Origin of the sequence: Cutibacterium avidum ATCC 25577, from assembly GCF_000227295.1 — a bacterium.
Lineage (GTDB): Bacteria > Actinomycetota > Actinomycetes > Propionibacteriales > Propionibacteriaceae > Cutibacterium > Cutibacterium avidum.
Window position 1 is genome coordinate 2,359,283 of the sequence record NZ_JH165054.1, and the last position, 22,644, is coordinate 2,381,926.

The 22,644-nt window shown below is 64.0% G+C and carries 22 protein-coding genes and 1 pseudogene; 10 read left to right on the forward strand and 13 right to left on the reverse strand.

What is annotated here, in order from left to right; translation table 11 throughout:
- The first annotated feature begins 68 nt into the window (after positions 1–68).
- Entirely contained in the window at positions 69–2,294 is a 2,226-nt protein-coding gene (locus HMPREF9153_RS10560; RefSeq protein WP_174266644.1) for a HelD family protein, read from the forward strand.
- Here the strand turns inward: HMPREF9153_RS10560 and metF are convergent.
- Positions 2,191–3,129, reverse strand: a complete 939-nt coding sequence (gene metF / locus HMPREF9153_RS10565; RefSeq protein ID WP_004811834.1) for a methylenetetrahydrofolate reductase [NAD(P)H] — start codon at positions 3,127–3,129, stop codon at positions 2,191–2,193. The two genes, HMPREF9153_RS10560 and metF, sit on opposite strands and share 104 nt — an antisense overlap.
- A gap of 91 nt (positions 3,130–3,220) precedes the next feature.
- Between metF and HMPREF9153_RS10570 the strand changes: the two genes are divergently transcribed.
- The gene (locus HMPREF9153_RS10570) at positions 3,221–4,318 is read left to right on the forward strand and encodes a polyprenyl synthetase family protein (RefSeq protein ID WP_004811835.1); all 1,098 of its coding nucleotides are present in this window, start codon (positions 3,221–3,223) and stop codon (positions 4,316–4,318) included.
- A 10-nt stretch (positions 4,319–4,328) separates the two neighbouring features.
- Here HMPREF9153_RS10570 and HMPREF9153_RS10575 read toward each other — a convergent pair whose 3' ends face one another.
- Together HMPREF9153_RS10575 and HMPREF9153_RS10580 are read right to left on the reverse strand one after the other, a co-directional pair.
- Entirely contained in the window at positions 4,329–4,727 is a 399-nt protein-coding gene (locus tag HMPREF9153_RS10575) for a barstar family protein (protein ID WP_004811836.1), read from the reverse strand.
- Positions 4,724–5,095: a guanyl-specific ribonuclease gene (locus HMPREF9153_RS10580; protein WP_036980178.1), complete on the reverse strand. Its 372-nt coding sequence runs from the start codon at positions 5,093–5,095 to the stop codon at positions 4,724–4,726. The genes HMPREF9153_RS10575 and HMPREF9153_RS10580 overlap by 4 nt, the downstream gene beginning before the upstream one ends.
- Before the next feature lie 191 nt (positions 5,096–5,286).
- Between HMPREF9153_RS10580 and HMPREF9153_RS10585 the strand changes: the two genes are divergently transcribed.
- Both HMPREF9153_RS10585 and HMPREF9153_RS10590 read left to right on the forward strand, forming a co-directional pair.
- On the forward strand, positions 5,287–6,711 hold the full coding sequence (locus tag HMPREF9153_RS10585; protein ID WP_036979813.1) for a protein kinase domain-containing protein: 1,425 nt from the start codon (positions 5,287–5,289) through the stop codon (positions 6,709–6,711).
- Positions 6,712–6,760: 49 nt separating this feature from the next.
- Complete coding sequence (locus tag HMPREF9153_RS10590; RefSeq protein ID WP_021108668.1) at positions 6,761–7,720, forward strand: DMT family transporter; 960 nt, start codon at positions 6,761–6,763, stop codon at positions 7,718–7,720.
- 17 nt (positions 7,721–7,737) lie between these two features.
- On the opposite strand, the gene HMPREF9153_RS10595 is transcribed toward HMPREF9153_RS10590, so the two are convergent.
- The 4 genes from HMPREF9153_RS10595 to HMPREF9153_RS10610 form a co-directional block, all read right to left on the reverse strand.
- Complete coding sequence (locus HMPREF9153_RS10595) at positions 7,738–8,385, reverse strand: MBL fold metallo-hydrolase (protein ID WP_004811840.1); 648 nt, start codon at positions 8,383–8,385, stop codon at positions 7,738–7,740.
- 78 nt (positions 8,386–8,463) lie between these two features.
- Complete coding sequence (locus HMPREF9153_RS10600; protein ID WP_174266645.1) at positions 8,464–9,882, reverse strand: class II 3-deoxy-7-phosphoheptulonate synthase; 1,419 nt, start codon at positions 9,880–9,882, stop codon at positions 8,464–8,466.
- A gap of 72 nt (positions 9,883–9,954) precedes the next feature.
- Positions 9,955–10,527, reverse strand: a complete 573-nt coding sequence (locus HMPREF9153_RS10605) for a 1-acyl-sn-glycerol-3-phosphate acyltransferase (RefSeq protein WP_174266676.1) — start codon at positions 10,525–10,527, stop codon at positions 9,955–9,957.
- A 151-nt stretch (positions 10,528–10,678) separates the two neighbouring features.
- The gene (locus tag HMPREF9153_RS10610; protein WP_004811843.1) at positions 10,679–11,434 is read right to left on the reverse strand and encodes a lysophospholipid acyltransferase family protein; all 756 of its coding nucleotides are present in this window, start codon (positions 11,432–11,434) and stop codon (positions 10,679–10,681) included.
- Between the two features lie 60 nt (positions 11,435–11,494).
- On the opposite strand from HMPREF9153_RS10610, the gene HMPREF9153_RS10615 reads away from it, so the two are divergent.
- A complete protein-coding gene (locus HMPREF9153_RS10615) occupies positions 11,495–11,902 on the forward strand; it encodes a hypothetical protein (protein ID WP_036979815.1) in 408 nt (135 codons plus the stop codon).
- Positions 11,903–11,906: 4 nt separating this feature from the next.
- On the opposite strand, the gene HMPREF9153_RS10620 is transcribed toward HMPREF9153_RS10615, so the two are convergent.
- Positions 11,907–12,977, reverse strand: coding sequence for an ROK family glucokinase (locus HMPREF9153_RS10620; protein WP_004811845.1), 1,071 nt, complete (start codon positions 12,975–12,977; stop codon positions 11,907–11,909).
- A 6-nt stretch (positions 12,978–12,983) separates the two neighbouring features.
- Positions 12,984–14,093, reverse strand: coding sequence for a C40 family peptidase (locus HMPREF9153_RS10625; RefSeq protein WP_023032513.1), 1,110 nt, complete (start codon positions 14,091–14,093; stop codon positions 12,984–12,986).
- A gap of 311 nt (positions 14,094–14,404) precedes the next feature.
- Here HMPREF9153_RS10625 and HMPREF9153_RS10630 point away from each other — a divergent pair, with 311 nt between their 5' ends.
- Entirely contained in the window at positions 14,405–16,168 is a 1,764-nt protein-coding gene (locus tag HMPREF9153_RS10630; protein ID WP_174266646.1) for a DEDD exonuclease domain-containing protein, read from the forward strand.
- Here the strand turns inward: HMPREF9153_RS10630 and HMPREF9153_RS10635 are convergent.
- Together HMPREF9153_RS10635 and HMPREF9153_RS10640 are read right to left on the reverse strand one after the other, a co-directional pair.
- Complete coding sequence (locus HMPREF9153_RS10635) at positions 16,088–16,666, reverse strand: rhomboid family intramembrane serine protease (protein WP_036902339.1); 579 nt, start codon at positions 16,664–16,666, stop codon at positions 16,088–16,090. The two genes, HMPREF9153_RS10630 and HMPREF9153_RS10635, sit on opposite strands and share 81 nt — an antisense overlap.
- Positions 16,667–16,864: 198 nt before the next feature.
- Positions 16,865–17,377, reverse strand: coding sequence for a peptidylprolyl isomerase (locus HMPREF9153_RS10640; RefSeq protein WP_004811849.1), 513 nt, complete (start codon positions 17,375–17,377; stop codon positions 16,865–16,867).
- Positions 17,378–17,560: 183 nt separating this feature from the next.
- Here HMPREF9153_RS10640 and HMPREF9153_RS10645 point away from each other — a divergent pair, with 183 nt between their 5' ends.
- The 3 genes and pseudogenes from HMPREF9153_RS10645 (at position 17,561) to HMPREF9153_RS10655 (ending at position 20,171) form a co-directional block, all read left to right on the forward strand.
- Positions 17,561–18,706 carry a sunset domain-containing protein gene (locus HMPREF9153_RS10645; RefSeq protein ID WP_036979819.1) on the forward strand — a complete coding sequence of 382 codons (1,146 nt, stop codon included), beginning with the start codon at positions 17,561–17,563 and terminating at the stop codon, positions 18,704–18,706.
- A gap of 264 nt (positions 18,707–18,970) precedes the next feature.
- Positions 18,971–19,450, forward strand: a complete 480-nt coding sequence (locus HMPREF9153_RS10650) for a hypothetical protein (RefSeq protein ID WP_004811851.1) — start codon at positions 18,971–18,973, stop codon at positions 19,448–19,450.
- A gap of 9 nt (positions 19,451–19,459) precedes the next feature.
- Positions 19,460–20,171: pseudogene (locus tag HMPREF9153_RS10655) on the forward strand (A24 family peptidase).
- Here the strand turns inward: HMPREF9153_RS10655 and trpD are convergent.
- Complete coding sequence (gene trpD / locus HMPREF9153_RS10660) at positions 20,158–21,210, reverse strand: anthranilate phosphoribosyltransferase (protein WP_004811853.1); 1,053 nt, start codon at positions 21,208–21,210, stop codon at positions 20,158–20,160. The pseudogene HMPREF9153_RS10655 and the gene trpD sit on opposite strands and share 14 nt — an antisense overlap.
- A gap of 14 nt (positions 21,211–21,224) precedes the next feature.
- Entirely contained in the window at positions 21,225–21,737 is a 513-nt protein-coding gene (locus HMPREF9153_RS10665) for a response regulator transcription factor (protein WP_370882833.1), read from the reverse strand.
- 184 nt (positions 21,738–21,921) lie between these two features.
- On the opposite strand from HMPREF9153_RS10665, the gene ctaE reads away from it, so the two are divergent.
- On the forward strand, positions 21,922–22,617 hold the full coding sequence (gene ctaE / locus HMPREF9153_RS10670) for an aa3-type cytochrome oxidase subunit III (RefSeq protein ID WP_442486008.1): 696 nt from the start codon (positions 21,922–21,924) through the stop codon (positions 22,615–22,617).
- Positions 22,618–22,644: the final 27 nt, after the last annotated feature.

Sequence of the window (22,644 nt, forward strand, 5' to 3'; positions counted from 1 at the left end):
TCCGAGGCAGACTCTCGTGAAGGACGACTTTGACCGAACACGGCACTTCGACCACTGATCCTCGCGTTGTGAAAGCTGAGATCGCCAAGGAACAGGCCCATGTCGACCGGGTCCGCGCTCAACTGGAGATCGACGAGAACAAGGCTCGCATGCTGGCCACGGCTGGCCAGGACATGTACCGCTCCGATCGCACCAGTTGGGTCCGCGAAGAGGACGGTACGGCGATGTTCGAACGCGATGCCTTCTCCTACAACGCGGCCAAGAGGTTGGCAATCCTCGATGCCGAACACGAGGGTTTGGTCTTCGGTCGACTTGACCTCGCTGACGATGACGAGGTGCGTCACATTGGGCGCATCGGCGTGCGTGACGCTGATTACGAGCCCCTCGTCATCGACTGGCGCGCCCGCGCCGCCGAGCCCTTTTATCGCGCCACCCCGTCCGATCCGATGGGTGTGATCCGTCGTCGTGTGCTGCGCTGCCGGGACGACAAGGTCCTTGGCATCGAAGACGACCTGCTGGACTCCACCTCGCAGGCCGACCTGCCGATCGTCGGGGAGGGAGCCCTCATGGCCGCCCTCTCACGGGCTCGCGACACCCAGATGCACTCCATCGTCTCGACCATCCAGGCAGAACAGGATGAGGCCATTCGTGCCCCTTACCAGGGCGTGACGACGATCATGGGCGGGCCTGGAACCGGCAAGACGGTCGTCGCCCTGCATCGTGCCGCCTTCCTGCTGTACTCCCATCGAGCCCGGCTGGAGAACGGCGGGGTGCTCGTCATCGGACCGTCCTCGGTCTTCATGAGTTACATCGAGCGGGTGCTCCCCAGTCTCGGCGAGGACTCCGTCACCCTCCGCTCCGTCGGCCAGGTACCCTCTGACATCCTGAGGTTCTCCTCCGATCGCCTCGACGAGCCCCGCACGGCCAACATCAAGGGCAGCCTTGACATGGTCGATGTGCTCACCCGACTGGTCAATCTACCGATGTCGGCCGAACCGGATTCGATGCGCCTTCGAGTCACAGTCAAGGGTGAGGTGCTCACCCTGGGTTCTCACGCCCTGGCCGCCACCCGCCATCACATCCTCAAACGCAACCGATACAACGACGGTCGCGAAGCTGTTGAGGCCTCGCTCAAGGATCAGCTGTGGAACATCCTTCCTGAAGACGTCAGCTCCGCCCATGACCTGAGCAAGGAGCAATTCGACGACCTGGTCTCCTCCCAGGCGTCCTGGCGAATGTTCCTCAATGCCTGGTGGCCGACCCTGTCGGCCACGGACGTCCTAGCCCGGATGGCTGACCCGGCGGTCGTCAAGGCGGTTGCTCCGGACTGGGATGACGAGATCTGTCAGCTCGTCGTCAACTCCATCCCCACCGAGGTGGACCGGCGTGGACGCCGTGACTGGTCGGTGGCAGACATGGCCCTGCTGGATGAACTGGCCGCTCTGCTAGGTCCAGTTCCGCCCGAGCCTGATGCGGAGGACCCAGTCTTCATCGAGGGCGGGGACGCCGAAGAGCTCGTCACCCTGAGCGACCGCCTCCATGATGCTCGTCAGATCGATGAGGACGAGCCGCGAGACACCTACGCCCACGTCCTCGTCGACGAGGCCCAGGACATCTCGCCGATGCAGTGGCGAATGATTGGGCGACGTGGCCCGCAAGCCTCCTGGACGATCGTCGGGGATCCGGCCCAGTCGGCCTTCCCCCACCCGGAGCAGACCCGGTCTGCCCTCGACGAACTGGTGGGCAATGCTCCCTCACGAACCTTCACGCTGACGAAGAACTACCGATCCCCGGCGGAGGTCTTCGACCTTGCCGCGGAGGTCGTCGTCACCATCCAGCCCGATGCCGACCTTCCTCAGGCGGTGCGCTCGGTGGGGGTGCAGCCAACCGTGGTGCGTACCGATGCCCTGTGGGCCGAAGTGCGCTCCCAGCTCGACGATATGCTTCAGGAGGTTGACGGGACGATTGGTCTGGTCTGCCCGGCGAGCCTGGTCGACCAGGCTGGCGACCTCGCCACGGATCCACGCATCATCCCGGTGACGACGATGCAGGCCAAGGGACTCGAGTATGACGGCGCAGTCGTCGTCGATCCGGAACGCATCGTCTCCGAGACGGGGAACCCCACGAGCGGCGTCCGGGTGCTCTATGTCGCCCTCACCCGTCCGACCCAGCGTCTGGCAGTCGTCGGGCTCAAGCAGCTGGAGTCGCCTCGAAATCTGCAGGCAGATCAGCCAGTTGCGGCCGACGCCGGGCGAGCATGGTCCGAAGCTCTGTGGTCGCACGAGACCTGTTAAGCGTGTAGTAGTGCAGACCGGGAGCGCCGCTGTCGAGGAGCTCACAGCACATGTCGACGGCGGCCTCCAGACCAATGCGCCGCACGGCTGCCTTGTCCTCCTTGACGGCCTCGATCCTGGCCACCAGCTCAGCCGGGACGTCGGTGCCGGACAATTCGGCGAAGCGACGAATCTGGCCGTACGAGGCGATCGGCATGATTCCCGGGATGATCGGGATGTCACAGCCCATTGCGCGCACCCGATCCACGAGTCGCTGGTAGTGGGAGGGGAGGAAGAACAGCTGGGTGATGGCGAAGGATGCCCCCGCCTCGGCCTTGTCGACGAGGATGCGCGCGTCGAGGTCGATGTCGGCGGACTCCGGATGACCGTCCGGGAAGGCCCCGACTCCGACGCATGCCTCGGGGTGAACCCGTTTGACGAGCCGGACGAGCTCGGTGGCGTTGGGCAGGCCCTCGGGATGGGCGACCCAGGGCTGCCCTGCCCCACCGGGCATGTCTCCTCGGACGGCAAGGATGTGGTTGACCCCCGACTCGGCATAGTCAGCGACCATCTGCTCGAGGTCGGACACCGACTGGACGACACAGGTGAGGTGACCGACGGTTCGCAACCCCGTCGAGACCATGTGCTGGGTGCAGCGGAGAGTGCGATCACGTCGTGACCCGTTTGCCCCATAGGTCACCGAGATGAAGTCAGGAGCCATCGGGACGAGAGCGTCGGTGGCGCTCCAGAGCCGATAGACATCGTCCTCGCTGCGCGGTGGCATGAACTCAAACGAGTGCAGGGGGCGATCCCCCGCGGCCAGCAGGTCGGCAATGGTCGGCTTCTGGGTCTGCATGGCGTCAGGCTAGGCGGCGCGTCCATCCGATGAGCCTCCTGTCCAGCCTGCGGACTCGTCTGCAGCCGTCAGACCGCCCTATGCTGGCTTCATGTTCCCCTTTGACCCGTCCGCTCCGGTCAGCGCCGATTTCCGAGAGTCTGTGAGTGCGAGAATCGCCACCTTCCTCGACGGCGAGAAGGGGGTTGTCGACGCGATCGGTGCCGAGCTGTCCCCTGTTCTTGACGCTGCCCGCGACTATACCGGTGGCGGCAAGAGGCTTCGTCCCGCCTTCTGCTACTGGGGCCATGTGGCTGCCGCAGGACAGCCCGCGGAACCGAGCGGGCTGCTGCAGGCCGCCGCCAGCCTCGAGCTGCTGCACGTGTCGGCCCTGGTGCATGACGACCTCATGGACCACTCCGACACCCGGCGCGGTCTCCCGTCGGTTCATCGTCGCTTCGAGGCTGCTCATGCCGAAGCCAAGGGTGACGGCCCCTCCGAGCAATTCGGGTTCGACATCGCCATCCTGCTCGGTGACCTGCTGCTGATGTGGTCAGCCCAGATGTTCACCTCTGCATCCCTGGAGGCCAGCAAGCTCGCTGCCGCCACGCCTCTCCTGGACGCCATGCGCACCGAGGTCACCTGCGGCCAGGTCCTCGACGTCACCTCCCAGTCAGGAATGGCAGGGGCGGACTCCGAGTCAGCCCTTGATCTCGTCGGCCGGGTCGTGGAGTACAAGTGTGCCTCTTACACCGTGGTGCGTCCTTGCCAGATCGGGGTGGCCCTGGCAGGAGGTTCAGATCGCCTCCAGCAGACGATGGCCGATTTCGGCTCCCCCATCGGGCGGGCCTTCCAGTACCGCGATGACCTGCTCGGCATTTTTGGTGACGCCGTGCTCACCGGCAAGCCGGCCGGGGACGATCTGCGAGAAGGCAAGCGCACGGTACTCGTCGCCCATGCCCTCAACCAGGCTGACGCCAAGGACGCCGCCCGATTGGAAAGATTCCTCGGTCGCCCCGACCTCGACGACTCCGATGTCGCCACCGCCCGCCACATCATCGAGACCAGCGGGGCCAAGAATGCCGTCGAGTCCACCATCGACGAGTGCCACCGACGCGCTGTGGCAGCACTGGATGGCGCTGAGATGGCCGAGGCAGGTAGGACCGCTCTGCGCGAGCTGGCACGCCAGTGCGTCGAGCGTCGCTTCTGAGGTAACTGTCTCAGCCCAGCAAGAAGGCAAAGCCGTCGAGGTCGTCCTCGTCGAGACGTTGCCCGATGACGTCGACCAACCGTCCCCAGTCCTGGGGATTGCCGCGCTGGAAGGGCTGCCAGCCCGTCCACAACACGGCGGTGTCGCCCTCGACATCAGCCAGACAGTCACGCAACGCGTCGAGGTTGTGGCCGTACCAGCTCGGAAAGGACAGAGTGTTACCGAAGCCCGTCAGGACGGCGTCAAGGTCTGCCCCTCCGGCCATGTGGAAGATTCGCCATCCCGCGTTGCGCCATACTCGTACGACCTCGGATGGATCAGAAGCACTTGCCGGGTCGAGGAGCACGATCCCGGGCCCAACGGGGCCTCCGGCCTGCGGACCTGCCTGGTCGTCATTCTCGATTGTCATCGGACGATCCTCCGGAACGTTGAGTAGTGGTCGGCGGTCCAGAAGCATGCCGCGTCAGAGCCACAGACGACGCGACGCGGGCCGCGACCGCTGACTCCCGGGGTGACGACGGTGTACTCGTGATACCACCCATCCTCGTGATGGGGCAACGCCCCGCTGTTGTTGTGATAGACGATGCCGTCACGTCGAAATGGGAACGGTCCGCCGGCATCGATGAGATTAAGGGTGTGCTGAGCCTCCGATGGGAGCTGGTCCTCCCTGATGGTGGGAAGACCGTCAGAGGACCGTGCGGTCGCCGAGATGGTCGCCCGCGAAGAGATTGGCGTGGAACTCACCGAAGCTGGACTGGAGGGGGCAGAACAGCCCATGACTACGGCAGACAGCAGAGCGACGAGCCAGACGGACCAACGGCAGGAACGAAGCCAATGCGCGACAGACATAAGTTCAGCCTAAGGACTCGCCGGGTCATCCTCCGATCCCCTCATGGGGACTGCGCATACACTTCGAGGTGGGCCGCACCCCCTTCTTCCCCGACCGTGCGTGAGGCGTAATCGTGAGCATGACCATGAGCACTGACCCCTTGGTGGGTCACATCCTCGAGGGTCGCTACGAGATCGTGTCCAAAATCGCTCGTGGCGGGATGGCAACCGTTTATCGAGCCCAGGATTTGTGCCTTCCTCGCATTGTCGCGGTCAAGGTCATGCACGAGGGACTCGATGCGGAACTTGCGGAACGATTCGACTCCGAGGCCAAAGCGGCAGCCCGGCTCGTCAACCCTCATGTGGTGTCGGTCTTCGACCAGGGGATAGATGGGGATCGCCCGTTCATCGTCATGGAATACGTGCCTGGGTGCACCTTGCGCCACATCATCACCCAGGAGGCGCCCCTCACCCCAGTGCGGGCCCTTGATCTCCTCGAGCCGGTGGTGTCTGCCTTGGCCAGCGCCCATGAAGACGGGCTGGTGCATCGCGACGTCAAGCCCGAGAACGTCCTCATCTCCGACCGCGGCCAGATCAAGGTCGCTGACTTCGGTCTGGCACGTGCCGTCGGCAACCAGACGATGTCGGCGACCTCCGGGCAGCTGATCGGGACGGTGTCCTACATTCCTCCCGAAAGGGTGACGCGAGGCAGTTCCGACGAACGCTCGGACATCTACTCCGCCGGCATCGTGCTCTTCGAGATGCTCACCGGCCACAAACCCCATACCGGGGACTCCCCCATTCAGGTGGCATGGGCGCACGTCAACAAGGACGTGCCCGCCCCCTCCCAGTACCTGGCCAATGGCACCCGTGCTGAGCGAGACATCGCCTGGCTCATTCCGGGCTACCTCGACGGCTTGGTGCGGGCATGCACATCGCGCGACCCAGCCAAGCGTCCTTCCGATGGACGAGCCCTTCTCGACCTGATGCGTCGTGTTCGCCACGCCCTCTCGACGGGGCGAAGTGACGACCCGGCTCTGGCTGCCCTGCAGGCACGCGCATCCCGGCCCAGTGTCGTCATCACCGATCCCGTGGCACATGCTCCCCAGGGATCCACTGATCGTTCCACCCGCCGTCGTGGTGAGCCGATTCACCCCGGGACGGCGTCGGTACCGCCGTGGTCACGCAGCAACGCCACACCGGTGTCCCCGCGCACTCCCGTCTCGACACCGGATTCTCCATCGTCACCGATGGATCGGCGCCCCGCTCCCCGACCAAGCCGGCCCGCCGCACTCGTCAACCGTGGTCGACCGCGTCCTGCACATCGACCAACCAACCAGCCAACCCCGCAATCCCGATTGGCGCAGGACGCCGTCCATCGCCGTCGTCGCGGGGGCATCGCCACCGTCTTCATCGTCCTGGTGGCGGTGCTGTGCGCATATCTGGTCTTCCACTTCGCGTCCTCCCAGTACTCCGCGAGCGGGCTTCCAGGAACAAGTTCGGTCGCTCGAACAGCCGTTCACAACGAATCATCCGGAGTGCACACCGTCTCACAAAATATTTGACGTCATTTTGGGTTGCAGAGCGAAGATTATCCCGCGTATCATCTGATTCGTGGTTGGTTTTCGTTCTTCGCGCCTTGCTGTGCCCGCTCTTCTTCTCATGGCTGCTCTCTGGGGGTCGACTCTGGTGGTCATGAAGGGCGTTTACGCCCACATGAGCCCCGAGAACCTTCTCGCGTGTCGTTTTACCCTTGCAGCCGCTGCTTTCGGAATCCTCTTCCCAAAGGCTTGGCGTGCTGACATGCGCACCATTGCCAAGGGAGCGATCCTTGGTGTCCTCTTCGCTCTCGGCCAGCTGCTTCAGGGCGTTGGGCTGGGGAGCACCCAAGCCGCCACGAACGGTTTCATCGCCAGCCTGTACGTCGTCTTCACCCCGCTGATTGCGGCTGTCATCTTCCGCAAGAAGGTGTCCAACGCCGTCTGGGGAGCTGTCGCACTGGCGACCGTCGGCATGGGAGTGCTGGCCCTCGACCCGTCCTCCCTCGGGAGCGGGTTCGGTGGCATCGGTCAACTGCTGACCTTGGCCTCCGCCCTGGCCTACGCCGGCCACATCGTCGCGACCGGGCGGTTCGCCAACCCGTCCAATGTCGCCTCGCTGGGCCTCTACCAGACCATCACCGTCGCCATCGTCTGCACCATGGCAGCGTTGCCCGGTGGCCTCAGCGCCCCCGCCCAGATGGAGGATTGGCTCGCCCTGGCCTATCTCGCCATCATCTGCGGCACCTTGACGACCTTCATGCAGAGCTGGGGACAGGCCCGCGTGGAGTCCACCCGTGCCGCCGTCATCATGTGCACCGAGCCGCTGTGGGGAGCGATCTTCGCCATTGGGCTCGGCGGTGAGGCCCTTACCGGCCGCATCACGATCGGCGGTATCGCCATCTTGGCCGCCATGGCCCTCGTCGTCCGCCCGCCTCGTCGTCGTCGCGGTGCACCACAGCACCACACCGAGCCTCCGGCGCCCCAGGTCAATCCGGCCTGGGCTCCGAGGCTCGGCATGGACCGAATGCTCTGAGTCCTGTGCGGAAGGGGTCAGTCCGCAGGAACTTCCCAGGGCTGGCCACCGCGTAGATCATGGAACGTCGTCGGGACCATCTCTTGGTGACGATCGAAGGACAGCTGCCAGCCTCGCTCGTTGAGCAAGCCCTCATGAATGAGGAACCCATGACGGGCTCCCACCGACCTCGCGAAGTCGAGGGTCTCCTTCATGGCCGCCCACGGACCGTGGGCCGGGCAAGCCAGAACGTCAACTCCGCGCGGAGTCTCGTCCAGCTCGTCACCGGGATGGAAGAGGATCGTGCCGAGTCCCTCACCGATGAGGTACCCGACGTTGCCGATCGGCTCGAGATCCCGATGGATGATCGCGTGATGACCACCCACAGCCTCGATCCTTACCTCACCGAGCTGCAACACGTCACCTGGAGAGATGGGATCGGCGTCAAGGGCAGGGACCTCGTGGCACGCACCCTCCTCAGCACGGACGACGGCCCCGGAGTTGGCGTCGACCAGAGCACCAACGTGATCAGGATCAACGTGATCGGGGTGGCGATGGGTGACGAGGATGGCGTCCAGGCCGGTCAGCCCGTGCCAAGCCTGGCTGAAGTTGCCAGGGTCGACGAGGATCCGCTGCCCGGCTGCTTCGACGAGGATGCAGGAGTGCCCCAGATGCGTGATTCTCATGTCTCTAGTGTTCCGCCGCCACCAGCCGACGGCAACCAGTTCAGCGACATTCGCCGCTGAACTCGCCCACCTGACTCATCACAGATCGATGCCGCGGAACCTCGCCAGCGGGCTGACGGCATTGCGCTTGAGACGACCGTCAGCCAGCCTCTCGGCAATCATGAAAGCCAGTTCCAAGGACTGGTTTCGGTTCAGACGCGGGTCGCACGCGGTTTCGTACCGATTTGCCAGGTCAGCCTCGGCGAGCATGTCGATGCCGCCCAGACACTCCGTGACGTCGTCACCGGTCAACTCGATGTGCACGCCCCCTGGCCAGGTGCCCAGCTCTTCGTGGACGTCGAAGAAGCCATTGACCTCGTCGCAGACATCAGCGAACGACCGCGTCTTGTAACCGTTGTCGGTCTCGAAGGTGTTGCCGTGCATCGGGTCACAGCTCCACACCACCTTGCGGCCGGTGGTCTCGACCGCCTCGATGACCTTCGGCAGGTTGGTGCGTACTGCCTTGCTGCCCATCCGGGTGATGAAGGTGAGACGTCCGGGCTCGTGGTCCGGGTCAAGAGAATCTGCGATGGCGACGGCATCCTCCTCTGTCGTCGTCGGGCCGAGCTTGATTCCCAATGGGTTGCGTACATGACGCAGGAACTCGACATGGGCGCCGTCGAGCTGACGGGTCCGCTCGCCGATCCACAGCAGGTGACCCGAGCAGTCGTAGGGCAGCTGGGAGCGTGAGTCGATCCTCGTCATGGCGTGCTCGTAGTCGAGCAGCAGGGCCTCGTGGCTGGCGTAGAAGTCGACGGTGGACAGCTGATCGTCCTCGACTCCACAGGCCATCATGAAGACCAGTGCCCGCTCAATCTCCGATGCCAACGCCTCGTACCGGGCCTCGACGTTGGAGTTACGCACGAAGTCGGCATTCCACGCATGGATGCCACGCAGGTCGGCGAAGCCACCGGTGGCAAACGCCCGCACCAGGTTCAGGGTCGCTGCTGACGCGTTGTACACCCCGACCAGACGTTTGGGATCGTGCACGCGTGCCTCCGGGGTGAACTCAAACCCATTGACGGCGTCACCCCGGTAGCTGGGCAGCGTGAGGCCGCGTCGGGTCTCGGTGTCCTTGGAGCGCGGCTTGGCGTACTGTCCGGCGATCCGGCCAACCTTGACCACCGGGAGCTGACCGGCATAGGTCATGACGACTGCCATGGACAGCAGCACACGGAGTTTTCCTTTGATATTGGCGGCATTGACGCCGGCGAAGGTCTCCGCGCAGTCGCCACCTTGCAGTAGGAAGGCCTCGCGATTGGCAACCGCTGCCAGATGGGCGCGAAGGTCATCGCACTCCCCTGCGAACACCAGTGGAGGCAGAGCGCGAAGCTGTTCGATCACCTCGCCAGTCGCCTGGGGATCGGGGTAACTCGGTTGCTGGACCCGGGGCAAGGCGTTAAGGGCCTCAAGACTGGGAACGCTCTGGGACATGGCCGGGAGTCTACTTCCCCTCACCGCCATCATTGCTTCCGTTCCGCACAGTGAGGGACTTGACAGTCTCACTCAGGCCCGTGCTCGACCCGGCTCTCACCGGCCCGGGTGAATGCCGTGTTCTGCCAACCGATCAGCCAGCGAGGCCTTGCGGGCCTGAAGCTGAGCAGCCAGTCGGGCCTTCTCCTCCTCGCGGGCAAGCTCCTCGGCGTCGCGGGCGTTCTCCTGGCTCAACTGTTCCTCCTCGGCCTGACGGCGCCTCTTGCGATCCCGCCTCAGCTTGTGCATACGTGAGATCCAGATGAGTGGGCGCGGCCGAAGATCTCCCCTCACCGCCGGATGGTCCTGGTAGGTCAGTCCCGTGAGATCACACAGAGCCAGAGCGATGTCGTCGGCAGCCGCTCTCAGGACCGCGTGGGAGTGCGGCGTGGCGGCATGGCGAGACAGGTCGACAGGATCACCGAGGACAAGCCCTCCGTCGGTGACCTGAGCTGGCACGACGAGGGCCCCGGCAGCAAGCGCCAACCGGGCAACCTCGACGTCAACCCGATGGATCTGCCCTGCCCAGCTGTGTACCCCCTCAGGTGCCATGACGACGACGCAACCCTGAGACAGGTGTTCTCGTGCCTCGCCATGGGATTGCTCGCCCCTGGACCGACGCCCGGACATCCGGTGGACCTTGCGTTTCGCTCCTGACAGGCACTGCTCGGCCGTCGCCAGATCTCCGCGACGACGCAGATGAACCGCAACGATCACTGGTTGAGCGGGCAAGGGTTGGCCTGTCACCTCGCCATGGGATCGACGCAACCAGTTCATACCATCAGGCCTTCGCCACGCGGGGCGGCGGCACGGGCTTACCGCCTGGTCGGGGTTTGACGAACTTCGAGACATCCTTGCCCCGGAGATTGCCGTGCTTCACCCGGAAGCCATACACGTCGACATATCCTTGGCCGGTGAGATCGCTGATCGCTCCCATCACCTCGTCGGTAACCCAGCGCAGTACCGCAGTCTCCTCGGTACGATCAGCCAGCACGTCGAAGTGCATGGGCTTGCCGAAGACGATGGTCGGGTGCTCCAGCAACGGGATGCCGAGAACCTTGCGCCTCACCGTGGTACCGCTGATGCCCACCGGCACGACCGGAGCTCTCGAGCCCAGGGTCATCCGGGCAACACCCGTCTTACCCTTGTAGAGTCGGCCATCAGGAGAGCGAGTTCCTTCCGGGAAGATGCCGACCAGGCCGCCCTCGGCGAGTCGGCGTTCCACCGGCCCCATGGCATTGACGCTGGTGCGGCCACCTGAGCGATCCAGCGGCACCTGATCAACCGCGCGCAGGAACCACGCAACCACCTTCGACCAGAATCCGCGGTCCCCGGCAAAGAGCTCCTTCTTGGCCGGGTAGGTGAGTTTCCGATCAATCATGGACGCCACGATGATGGGGTCCAGGGCCGCAATGTGGTTACAGGCCAGGATCACCCCACCCTCGGCGGGTATGTTTTCCTCACCGATGACACGGGGGTGCCACAGGGCTCGCACTCCTGGTCCGAAGAGCGCATACTTGAAGAACTCGTACCACATGGGGCCTCCTCGGCGACCAAGCCTAGCGGCACCTCGAGTTCCCTGACGGGTGGAGGGATGATGGACAGCGACGACAACGATGTCGATGCCGCATTCGAGGAGCTCATTGGTCGCGAATTCGGGGAGGTTGTCACCGCCCCGGGGCGCCCTCCTCCCCAGAACCGACCGGCACGGCGTGCCCCGGCTCCCATTCCCCCGGAGCCGGCACCCGATCCCGATGAGATCGATGGGCCATCACCCGTCGAATCACCATCCCCGATGAGCCCGGTCACAAAGGTCGGACTCATCCTGGTGGCAATCTGCATCGTCACGGTGTTGCTGTCCATGGGAGGGATCAACGTCCCCGATACAGCGCTCATTCTGGCGATGACGTCAGGAGGAGCCGGAGTGAGCCTACTCATCTGGCAAGCCATCACCCGACGGGAACGCGACGACGCCGGTCCGTGGGGCAATCATTCTCGGCTGTAGCCGCTCATCTGTCCCGGACGACGGGCCCGGTAAGGGTCTCAGTGAGACTTTGACGCAGTGTGCGACGTGGTTTGCGGACGGCAGTACGTCGACGCGGCCAGAAACCGCGCGCCAGGCCCGGAGGCTCATTGATGGAGTGCCGGGCGAGATCGGCAGCACCGATCAACCCTGCGTCATTGCCGAAATGAGCCTTTTGGATGTCGGCCATGGGCCGGAAACCGCGACCGGTGAGGGTGCGGGCGTACACCGTGCGGGCAGGCTCGAGCAGCAGGTCCCCGGCAGCACTGACGCCCCCGCCAACGACGAAGAGGTCAGGGTCGAGGGCAGCGGCAAGGTTGGCCATGCCACGACCCAGCCAGATACCGATGTCTGCAATGAGTTCGATGGCCAACCGGTCGCCGTCCACGGCCGCGCGGGTGACATCAGGGCCGACGAGGTTATCAGGATCGCGATCGGTGACATAGGACAACAGATCCTGAACCCCGGGAGCTCCTTCTGCCAGGAGGGCGCGAGCATCCCTCACGAGAGAGTTTCCGGACGCGTACTGCTCCCAGCAGCCACGGTTGCCGCACGGGCACCAGTGACCGTCTGGAACAACCGTCATGTGGCCGAATTCACCGGCCATGCCATAACGACCACGGAACATCCGCCCATTGATGACCAGCGCCCCACCGATGCCGGTTCCCAGGGTGAGACACACCATGACACGCGATCCCTTGCCAGCTCCGAAGCGGAACTCGGCCCAAGCGGCTGCGTTGGCGTCATTGTCGACGAGAACGGGGACGGTGATGCGCTCGGAAAGACGATCTCGCAGCGGCTCGTTACGCCATGCCAAGTGCGGGGAAAATCGCACGAGCGCCTGTTCGGTGTCTATCCACCCCGCAGCTCCGATGCCGACTGCGCATATCGGGAGGTCGTGGGACAGCTCGCGAACTGATTCGACGATCGCGTCCTCGACGGCCTCCGGACTGCGAGAGGGGGTCGGGCACTGGATACGCTGAACGATCTGGCCATTTTCATCCACGACACCAGCGGCGACTTTCGTGCCGCCGATGTCTATACCGACGCTAAGCAAGGAAGGTCAGCCGAAGCGGCGCGCACCCTGGTACGAGGTCTGGTACGTCAGGGTGGAGATCTTGATGCCGGTTCGCGGATTGGATGCGTGAACGAACTTGCCGCCACCGATGTACATGCCGACGTGGGTGATGCCCGGGTAGAAGAAGACGAGGTCACCCGGCTGCAAGTCGGATGTCGCCACTGGGCGACCTGCCGCGTACTGAGCGGCTGCGGTTCGCGGCAGACCGACGCCGGCCTTGCCCCACGCGGCCATCATGAGACCGGAGCAGTCATACCCGGACGGTCCAGTTCCGCCCCAGATGTAGGGCTTGCCGAGCTGGGCCATCGCGAAACTGAGAGCGGCCTGAGCACGGGAAGAGACACTTTCCGAAGGAGCGGGGATCGAGACCTGATCACCCTTCGCGTTCTGAGCGGACTGGGGAGTTGACGGGGCAGCAGAACGTCCCGCAGCCCGGGACACGACGTTGGCGGTCGAAGCAGCCGCTTCGGCGGCCTGACGACGCTCGAGCTCGGCACGCTGCTGTGCGGAGAGGCGTTCGACGACCTCCTTGGCCTCTTGCTCCTTCTTCTTGGCGTCAGCCAGCAGCTTGGCCTGCTGGTCACGCTGAGCCTTGATGGTGGCTCGGTCAGCCTGGGCCTGCGACTCCAGGGAAGCCAACCGGGCCTGCTGAGCCTGAAAATCCTGGAACTGTTCAGTGGTGCGATCGGTGACGTTCTGGACGGTTGCCAGCTTGGACAGGAACTGGCCGGAGTCACCACTGGTCACGAGCTGGGTGGTCGTCGAGACGCCGCGACCGCTCTGGTAGTCGCTCAGAGCAACACGACCGAGGGCCTTGCGCATGGTCGCCACCTTGGCAGACTGTGCGCCGAGGTCCTTCTGCGAACGATTGAGATCCTTCTGAGTCTTGTCGAGAGCAGCCTGGGCCTTGGTGTAGTCCTCCTGCACCTTGGCGGTCTGCTCGTCGAGCTGAGCCAGGCGGGTCTTCGCCTGATCGATGGGGTCAGGAGCAGCCTGAGCTCCCAGCTCAACCGATGCCACCGTGCCGAGGATGATTGCTCCCGTCATCGCAGCTACTGCGACGCCCCGTCCACGTCGAGGGGTGCCACCACTCATCTGAGAAGCTCCAAATCTGCGCTCCACTGTCTACCCTTCACCATCACCTGACCAGTCCGACCGCACCATGACGCGGTGGGACCGAATCATCCGTCCAACTGTGATTTGGCCGTCGAGCCCGGACCATCCTTGCCGACTGAGAGAATCTTATGTGGTCCTCAGGAGCTGGGCAACTCTTCAGGGAAAACGCTCACACCAGTGCGCGTCCATCGTCGATATCCGTGCGCGCCACGGCTCTGACACGGCTGTTCTCCATCGGTCTCGCCCATGTCCAACACATCCTGTCACAGGGAGTGTCTACCGTCCCGATCATGAGTGCCGCACCTCTCCAGCCCTCCTTCGACGATCTGGGCACTCCTCTGCCCGACGTCACCTTCTGCGTCGTCGACCTCGAGACCACCGGCACTGGCGACAACGCCCAGATCACCGAGATCGGGGCGGTCAAGGTGTGCGGAGGTCACGTCGAAGGTGAGTTCCAGACCCTCGTCCGCCCGTCCGAGCCAATTCCGGCTTCCGTCCAGGTCCTCACCGGTATCACGGACACCATGGTCCGGCCTGCACCACCACTGGACGCCGTCCTGCCGAGTTGGTCAGAATTCAGTCGGGGCACGGTGCTGGTGGCCCACAACGCCCGCTTCGACGTCGGCTTCCTCAAGCGCGCCTATGCCGAGCATGACTACTCGTGGGAGAACCCTGCTGTCGTGGACACCCTCGCGCTGGCTCGCTCCGTGCTCCCCCGTGACGAGGTTCGCAACTACAGGTTGGGCACCCTGTCCCAGTTGTTTCGGACCACGACGACGCCGTCTCATCGCGCACTGGCTGATGCTCGGGCGACTGTCGACGTCCTGCACGGTCTCATCGAACGAGTGGGAAACCTCGGCGTCACCACCTTGGAAGACCTGCTGGAGATGACTCACCGGGTCCCTCAAGCTCGGCGACGCCGCCGGGTGTGGGCCAAGGGCCTCCCGGAAGGACCTGGCGTGTACTGGTTCTGCCTCGACAAACCAGCGCCCTCCCCGCCCGAGGTACTTTACGTGGGCACGTCGGTCAATATTCGACGACGGGTGTCGCAGTACTTCACAGCCTCCGAGACGCGGCGCCGGATGGACGAGATGGTCCGGGTCGCAACAGGGGTGAAAGCCCGAGAATGCTCGACTCGTCTTGAGGCGGGAGTGCGAGAGCTACGTCTCATTGACGCCCACCGGCCGCGGTACAACCGTCGTTCGCGTCGCCAAGGGTCGGTGTGGTGGGTCACCCTCACTGACGAAGCTCATCCCCGCCCCTCTGTGATGCAACGGGCCCATCGCGGTTCACAGCCGCCGTGGGGACCGTTCACGAGTCGTCGAGCGGCAACTCGCGCCGCCATCGTCCTCGCTGAAGCGTTTGGCCTTCGACAGTGCAGCGGATCACTGTCACGTCATCCTGACGGGTGCCCGTTGGCGGAGATGGGACGGTGCTCAGCCCCTTGCCTGAATCCTGCCACCGACTACTCAGCAATCGTCGACCGCACTCGCACGGCCATGACCTCGGACGTCCGTGATCTCACAGATCGGCTTGCGGAACGAATCGCCCACCTGTCCGACGCCGAGCGCTTCGAGGAGGCCGCAGAATACACCGAGGACGCCCGAGAAGCGCTGAGGGCAACCCGACGACGTGCCCGGTTGACGTCCTTGGCGTCCTGTCGCCAGATCGTGGCGGCTCGGCGGGAAGGCGCTTTCTGGGAGATTCACGTCGTCCGACATGGCCGACTGGCTGGAGCAGGACGATGCCGCACAGGAACCGACCCCATGCCCACCATCGATGCGATCTGCGCAACGGCGGAGAGCGTCGCCCCTCCCCCAGCAGGTCTACCGGCATGCACCATCGAGGAAGCCGAGTTGGTTGCATCATGGTTTGAAGAACCTGGGGTCCGGCTCGTTGACATCACCGGGGAATGGTCATGGCCAGCCCACTGTTGGATGTCCACGGAAGAACTCGCCGTGCGAGTAGCCGCCTCACACCACCCAGGTGACGACGAGGGCGGCGAGACAGACCGCGAGGATTGCCAATCCCGCCCCGAGCTGGCGACGGTGTGAGGACCACCGGGTCTGCAGCCATGCCCAGCCAGACACCGCTCCAACGACAACTGCGCCGATATCGGCGATCCAGGTGTACGACCCAATCACGATGGCCCAGATGATGAACATCGTCAGCAACACAACGTCCGCGCGAACGTCCTGTTTCTGGACGTACTTGACGACCGCCGATGCCGCCATCAAGCCAAACAAGCCACACAGGGATCCTTCGAAGCAGTACGACGCCCCCGCAAGGCTGATCGCCGTCGATCCACCGACCCCACACAGCAGGTACAGGAAGGCGAACTGCACCGAACCGGTCATCGGCTCGATCTGATGGCCGATGAGCACCAAGAGCAAACCGCTCAGGACGGCACCGAAGATGGACGACGTCGTCAAGGAGAAGACCAGCGGCCGCCAGATCTGGAAGTCATAGGCCTTCACGGCTCCAGAGGCCAACATCGACGACAAGGGGGTGAATCGTGCCGCAATAGTCACCAGCACGGTCACGACGGCCAGGGCCAGCGACGCCGGACACAGTGCCGGGGCGGGGCGGACGGGGTGCTCACTCCATCGGTCAGGCATAAATCTCCTCCGGTCCAGAGCCGTCGATGACGGGGAAAAGCGACAGTGGTGGAAATGCCCCGAGGTGCGGCCACCTCGGGGCAGACACCCTGGTTCTCGCGAACAAGCCCGCGAGGACCAGGGCACAAGGCGTCAGGACAGCTCGACGCTCTCGATGACGACCGGCTCGACCGGACGATCCATACGGCCAGTACGAACCTGAGCGATCTCGTCGACGACCTTGCGGGACTCCTCGTTCGCGACCTCACCGAAGATGGTGTGACGACGGTTCAGGTGCGGGGTCGGGGCGACGGTGATGAAGAACTGGGAACCGTTGGTGCCCGGGCCCGCATTGGCCATGGCCAGCAGGTAGGGCTTGGAGAAGGCGAGCTCGGGGTGGAACTCGTCAGCGAACTGGTAGCCGGGGCCGCCAGTTCCGGTACCGAGGGGGCAACCGCCCTGGATCATGAACCCGTCGATGACACGGTGGAAGGTCAAGCCGTCGTAGAACTTGCCAGTGGTCGGCTGACCAGTGTGCGGGTCGACGTACTCTTTGGTGCCGCCAGCCAGGCCGACGAAATTCTCGACGGTCTTGGGAGCCTGATCGGCAAAGAGATTGAGGACGATGTCGCCGTGGTTGGTGTGCAGAGTCGCGGTAGAGGCCACCTGCCTGCCTTCCTATGAGAAACGATGTGGTCGATTCCAGACTACTGAGTCTCACACTGGACTGACCGGAATTGACCCTCCAGTGAACACCAGGAACTGCGGTTCCCTGGTCTGAGGGCCATTTGATGGATACCGTGGGGAGTGCTCGATCACGAGCTTTATCCCATACGAATTGGAGGAACCGTGTCCTGCAAGAAGAAGGCTTCCCGCAAGACCGCCGCCGCAAGCAGCCCCAGCACGCTCAAGGAGCAGCGTGCACAGGCGCTGGAGATCGCCGCCGCATACCTCACAGCCGCCCAGGACAAGGCCGCTCCGCTGGCCGCGCAGGTCAATGACAAGATCGGGCCGCTGACCGATCAGCTCTCGGACAAGATTGGCCCCATCTCCGAGAAGCTCGGACCCATTTCCGGCCAGGCCGTCGAGGCTGGCAAGAAGGCCCTTGACGTCTCGAAGGAGTACACCCAGGAGAAGGTTGTCCCGGCTCTCCACCAGGCTTATGACACCTTCCAGAAAGACGTCCTGCCCGGACTCGAGGAGCGTGCCGAGAAGGTCACTGTCCTGCCCGCCGTCGAGGAGGCCACCCGTCGTGGACAGGCCGCCGTCTCCGCCCTCAAGGGCGAGTCGACTGAGCTGGCCACCAAGGCTGGCATCGAGACGAAGTCGGTCAAGAAGGCCAAGCGCCGCGGCAAGTTCGGCAAGGTGCTCGGCACTCTCGCCATTCTCGGCGGAATCTCAGCTGCTGCCATCGTCGCCAGCCGGCGCTTCATGAGCTCCTCCGACGATGGCTGGACGGCCCATGAGCCCAAGGCCACCTACTCCTGGACTCCAGGAGACAAGGATGAGGTGGCCGACAAGCCCGCTCCGAAGCCGGCCGCCAAAGCCGAGGAGAAGACTCAGGACAAGTCTGCCGAGAAGGCTGGGGCCAGCCACGGTTCCAAGCCGGTTGCCAAGCCCGAGTCGAAGAAGAAGGAGGACAAGTCGGTTCCGGCCGACCCTGTCGCCGCCATGGCTGACGAGGGTGGTCCCGCAGCCGCTGCTCCCGAGACGACCGCTGAGACCACCGTCTTCGTCGACGAGGGCGCTCGCTCTGAGACGACCACCAAGGACGGCGCCACCAAGGCTCCCGAGGAGAGCAAGAAGGACGAGGAGTCTAAGGTCACCTCGTACGTCGGTGAGAACCCGCCGGAAGGCTACGTCATCAAGGGCAATGACCGCTCGATGAAGTACCATGTCCCCGGTTCCGGCGGTTATGACCGCACCATCGCCGACGTGTGGTTCGCCACTGAGGAGGCCGCCCAGGCTGCCGGGTTCACCAAGGCCCAGCGCTGAGTTCTCACTCCACGATTTCAACGGGGCTCGTCACTCGACGGGCCCCGTTGTCGTGTGTATCGAACATTTCGCGGAGGTGAAACGGCTCCACTCACGTGCCCGATTCCCATTTGTGTAATCCAGTGTCGTTGTATGGTCCGCAATGTAACAGTCATGTAACAACACAGTTTTGATGTCACATTGGGCTTCTGTGGTGGCACTTATGCCCATTAGATGAGTGTTCAACACCCCTCGGGACACCCCACCGACAGAAAGGCCTGTCACATGATTGGACCCGATCTACAGTCCTCGGCAACGTCGACAGCATGGGTCGACGCCCGCTACTTCTCCCTCCACGTCCGTTCCCTCGTTCATGAATGTCGTATCCCATGGCGAGTCATCGCCCTCCTCGCTCACGTCCCAAGCCAGACCGTCCGACGGCTCGCCGGGCAGGGTGACCGGCCCCTGAAACGGATTCGTGTTATCGATGCCATGCGTATCCTCACGGTCAGTGTCGACGATGTCGAGGCAGCACGCGACAGGGTCGTACCAGCCAGAAGTACCCAGACCAGGGCTCTCGCCCTTCAGAAAACTGGTTGTGACGTCGAGGACATCGCCGCCATGCTCGACGTGACGATCCCCCAGGCTCAGGCCCTCCTCGACGGAGAGGAAGACATGTGCACCGAGATGACGCGACTTCGGGGTCGAGCGGCATGCGAGGCCCGTGGTCTGCTCGCCACCCCCGAGCCCATCACGTCCTTGTGAGCCATCCTCATGTGGGCCGTCATCGGGATTGCAATCTCCTGCGGGCTCGCGTTGTGGCATCTTCTCGTCACCGTCCCCCCGGCTGGCAGAACCAACTGTCGAGGTGGTGGGTGACGAGATCCTGGCCATCAAGCCGCGATATGACTCCCTGGCCACACCGACCCGGACCCTCATCGTCACCGCAACAGCCGCCGTATGCGGATTATCCTCAACCCTTGCTCCACGGTGGAGCTGGGGACCCTGGTGGGTCTGGTCCGGATCGGTCGCGACCCTGGCGGCCGTCGATCAAGCAACCACCTTCCTGCCGGTGAAGTTGTGGCGTCGATGTGTCGCCGAATCAGCAGTCGCACTCGTCGCAGGTCTGGCTGTCACGGATCCACCGTACTTACCAGCCCTGGTCGGGTGCGTTGCCGTGGCAGCGGTATCAACAGGTTTCTTCTGGCTGATGTGGCGGCTGAGCTCCTCCCTTGGGTATGGGGACGTCAGGCTGTCAGCCGGGACGGGGTTTCTCGGTGCGACCACGGGCGCTCTTGCCCCTCACCCAGACATCTTCCAGGCTGGCATGACGACTTTGCTTGCCTCAACCGTGCTGGGAGCGGTAATGGCGATCGTGACGACACTCATCCGCCGACGCCGACCCTCACCATGGGGATCAGCATTTGCATACGGCCCGGCCTTGTGGGCCGGGCCGTGGATAGCGCTTGCAATCAGTCTGAGGTAACAGCGATCCAGCGATCGAGGCGACCACTGGCAGCCCCGGAATCAATGGACTGGACCGCACGTTCCAGCTCCTGAGCCAGCTGCGGGACGAGCTCCTCGTCAATCGTCGGCCCGTCATGGGCCAGCAAGGCTACCGCCGCGTTCAGCAGGACGATGTCGCGCACCGGGCCGCGCTCCCCCGCCAAGACCTTGCGAACGACGCCAGCGTTGAACTGTGGGTCCCCACCCACCAGGTCAGCCGGAGCAGCCGGAGTCAGGCCCAAGGCGGCCGGATCGATCGCGGTCTCGGCAACCTTGCCGTCGGAGATTACCCAGACCTGCGACGTCGTCGTGGTCGTCAGCTCATCGAGACCATCCTCGCCATGGAAGACCAGTCCGCGAGTGCCTCGCGCCGCCAAGGCGTCGGCGACCAGCGGAGCCATGGCACCATCTGCGATACCGATCGCCGCAGCGTGCGGGCGGGCCGGGTTCGTCAGCGGGCCGAGGAGGTTGAAGGTGGTCTGGATGCCGAGCTCCTTGCGGGCCGGGGCGGCGTGACGCAAGGAAGCGTGGTAGCGCGGGGCGAAGAGGAAGACCAGGCCCACCTCGTCAAGAACATCCGCCTGGCGCTCCGGATCAATGTCGACTCCAACGCCAAGAGCCTCCAAGCAGTCTGCCGTTCCGCAGGCGGAGCTGGCGGCGCGATTGCCGTGCTTGACGACCTTGGCCCCGGCGCCAGCGGCAACGAGGGCCGCCATCGTCGAGATGTTGACAGTATTGGCACGGTCGCCACCGGTACCGACGATGTCAACGGCATCGCGATCCAATTCCACCGGTGTGGCCTGGCCCATCATTCCCTCTGCCATACCCGCGATCTCATCGGCGGTTTCGCCCTTGGCCCGCAGTGCCACTGCGAAGCCCGCAACCTGTACTGGAGTCAGTTCTCCGGACAGGACCCTCTCCATCGCTGCGGCAGCGGTGCCACGATCCATGTCGCGCCTCGCGACCAGATCGGTCAGCAGGTCGGCCCAGGTGAATTCGTCGATGTGATCCTCGGACACAGAACTCCTTCGAGTCAGATGGTCTGTGCGGCGGGCTTCGCAGTCTCGCCACGGGAAACACGAACCACTGACGCCACCGTCTGGGGCAGGGCCACCGGATCGACAGGACGGGTGGCGACGGCGTCAGCATGGGACCAGGACGCCAACCACGCATCGGCGATGCGAGCCACCAGGAGGACGGCCGGGGGACAATCCTCAACCTCGTCCTTGAGCTGATGACACACCCCCATCCCGCCATACGGAGTCGATTCACCATCAGCGACCAGGACGTCATAGTGACCGCTGCTCACGGCATCGACGACCGAGGCCTGGGTAGCTGTCTCGATGACCTCGGCACGCGGAAGGTCCGAGGCGATCGTCCCGCTCAACGCGACCTTTACCTGCTCACGAACAGTGCGATCATCGGAGTAAACGAGAATCTTGAGAGCGCCCGACGGCTCCCCGTGCTTGTCACCCATGAGCGGCCCTTTCCCTCGACTGTGTGGGACTGACTGAGCTGCCGGCCACCAATAGGCCGGATGCAACATGGGTGATGCTACAGCCTGCGGCGCCTCATTGGGTCTGAGACCATCCTGACTACTGAGACGACCAGTATCACACCTTCGGACAAAGCGCTGCATTTTGCCATCTGACCCCAGAGAATCAACCTCGAATCGAACTGGAACGGCGAAACGACATGACCAATGACACATTTCCGGCCATAATGAGGCCGTGGCCACTTCAGCGCAGACTTCACAACGACCGACGGGCGCCATCCATCCGATCGCGCCGACGCGACTCAACGCGCCGGCAGGTCGTCCCGATGCCCTACCCATGGGTGTCTGGGTGTGGCTGGCGAGCGAGCTCATGTTCTTCGCCGCTCTCTTCGCGGCCTACTTCATGATTCGCCAGACGACGAGCGACTTGGCAACGGCTGGGCAGCAGACCCTCTGGCAGACCGAATCCGGTCACCTGGCCGTCGGTGCCGCCGCCATCAACACCCTCATCCTGGTGGTGTCGTCGGTGACCTGTCAGATGGGTGTTCACGCCGCGGAGCATGGCCAGGTCAAGCGGACCAAGGGCCTCGGCGCCATCACCTCCTGGGGCATGCGCGAGTGGTACACCCTGACCTTCATCATGGGCGCGGTGTTCATCGCTGGACAGGTCGCGGAGTACATCACCCTCATCGGCGAGGGTCACACCATCTCCTCGAGCGTCTATTTCTCGGCCTTCTTCTTGGCAACCGGCTTCCACGGCCTGCACGTGACCGGCGGCCTGGTCCTGTTCCTGCTCACCCTTGCCCGCACCTACATGGCTCGTCGGTTCACCCACGAGCAGGCGGTCACGGCAATGGTCGTTTCCTACTACTGGCACTTCGTTGACGTCGTGTGGATCATCCTGTTTTCGGTGATCTACATCGTGCGCTGACCCCCAACCCGAGAAAGGTGACTGTGG

Bases quoted from the DNA above. Each gene is read 5' to 3' on its own strand.
- HMPREF9153_RS10650 (WP_004811851.1), top strand. From the start codon at position 18,971: ATGATTGGACCCGATCTACAGTCCTCGGCAACGTCGACAGCATGGGTC.
- HMPREF9153_RS10595 (WP_004811840.1), bottom strand. From the start codon at position 8,385: ATGAGAATCACGCATCTGGGGCACTCCTGCATCCTCGTCGAAGCAGCC.
- HMPREF9153_RS10610 (WP_004811843.1), bottom strand. From the start codon at position 11,434: ATGTGGTACGAGTTCTTCAAGTATGCGCTCTTCGGACCAGGAGTGCGA.
- HMPREF9153_RS10665 (WP_370882833.1), bottom strand. From the start codon at position 21,737: ATGTTGCATCCGGCCTATTGGTGGCCGGCAGCTCAGTCAGTCCCACAC.
- HMPREF9153_RS10625 (WP_023032513.1), bottom strand. From the start codon at position 14,093: ATGAGTGGTGGCACCCCTCGACGTGGACGGGGCGTCGCAGTAGCTGCG.
- HMPREF9153_RS10630 (WP_174266646.1), top strand. From the start codon at position 14,405: ATGAGTGCCGCACCTCTCCAGCCCTCCTTCGACGATCTGGGCACTCCT.
- metF (WP_004811834.1), bottom strand. From the start codon at position 3,129: ATGCAGACCCAGAAGCCGACCATTGCCGACCTGCTGGCCGCGGGGGAT.
- HMPREF9153_RS10585 (WP_036979813.1), top strand. From the start codon at position 5,287: ATGACCATGAGCACTGACCCCTTGGTGGGTCACATCCTCGAGGGTCGC.
- HMPREF9153_RS10605 (WP_174266676.1), bottom strand. From the start codon at position 10,527: ATGTCCGGGCGTCGGTCCAGGGGCGAGCAATCCCATGGCGAGGCACGA.
- HMPREF9153_RS10575 (WP_004811836.1), bottom strand. From the start codon at position 4,727: ATGACAATCGAGAATGACGACCAGGCAGGTCCGCAGGCCGGAGGCCCC.
- HMPREF9153_RS10615 (WP_036979815.1), top strand. From the start codon at position 11,495: ATGGACAGCGACGACAACGATGTCGATGCCGCATTCGAGGAGCTCATT.
- HMPREF9153_RS10580 (WP_036980178.1), bottom strand. From the start codon at position 5,095: ATGGGCTGTTCTGCCCCCTCCAGTCCAGCTTCGGTGAGTTCCACGCCA.
- HMPREF9153_RS10570 (WP_004811835.1), top strand. From the start codon at position 3,221: ATGTTCCCCTTTGACCCGTCCGCTCCGGTCAGCGCCGATTTCCGAGAG.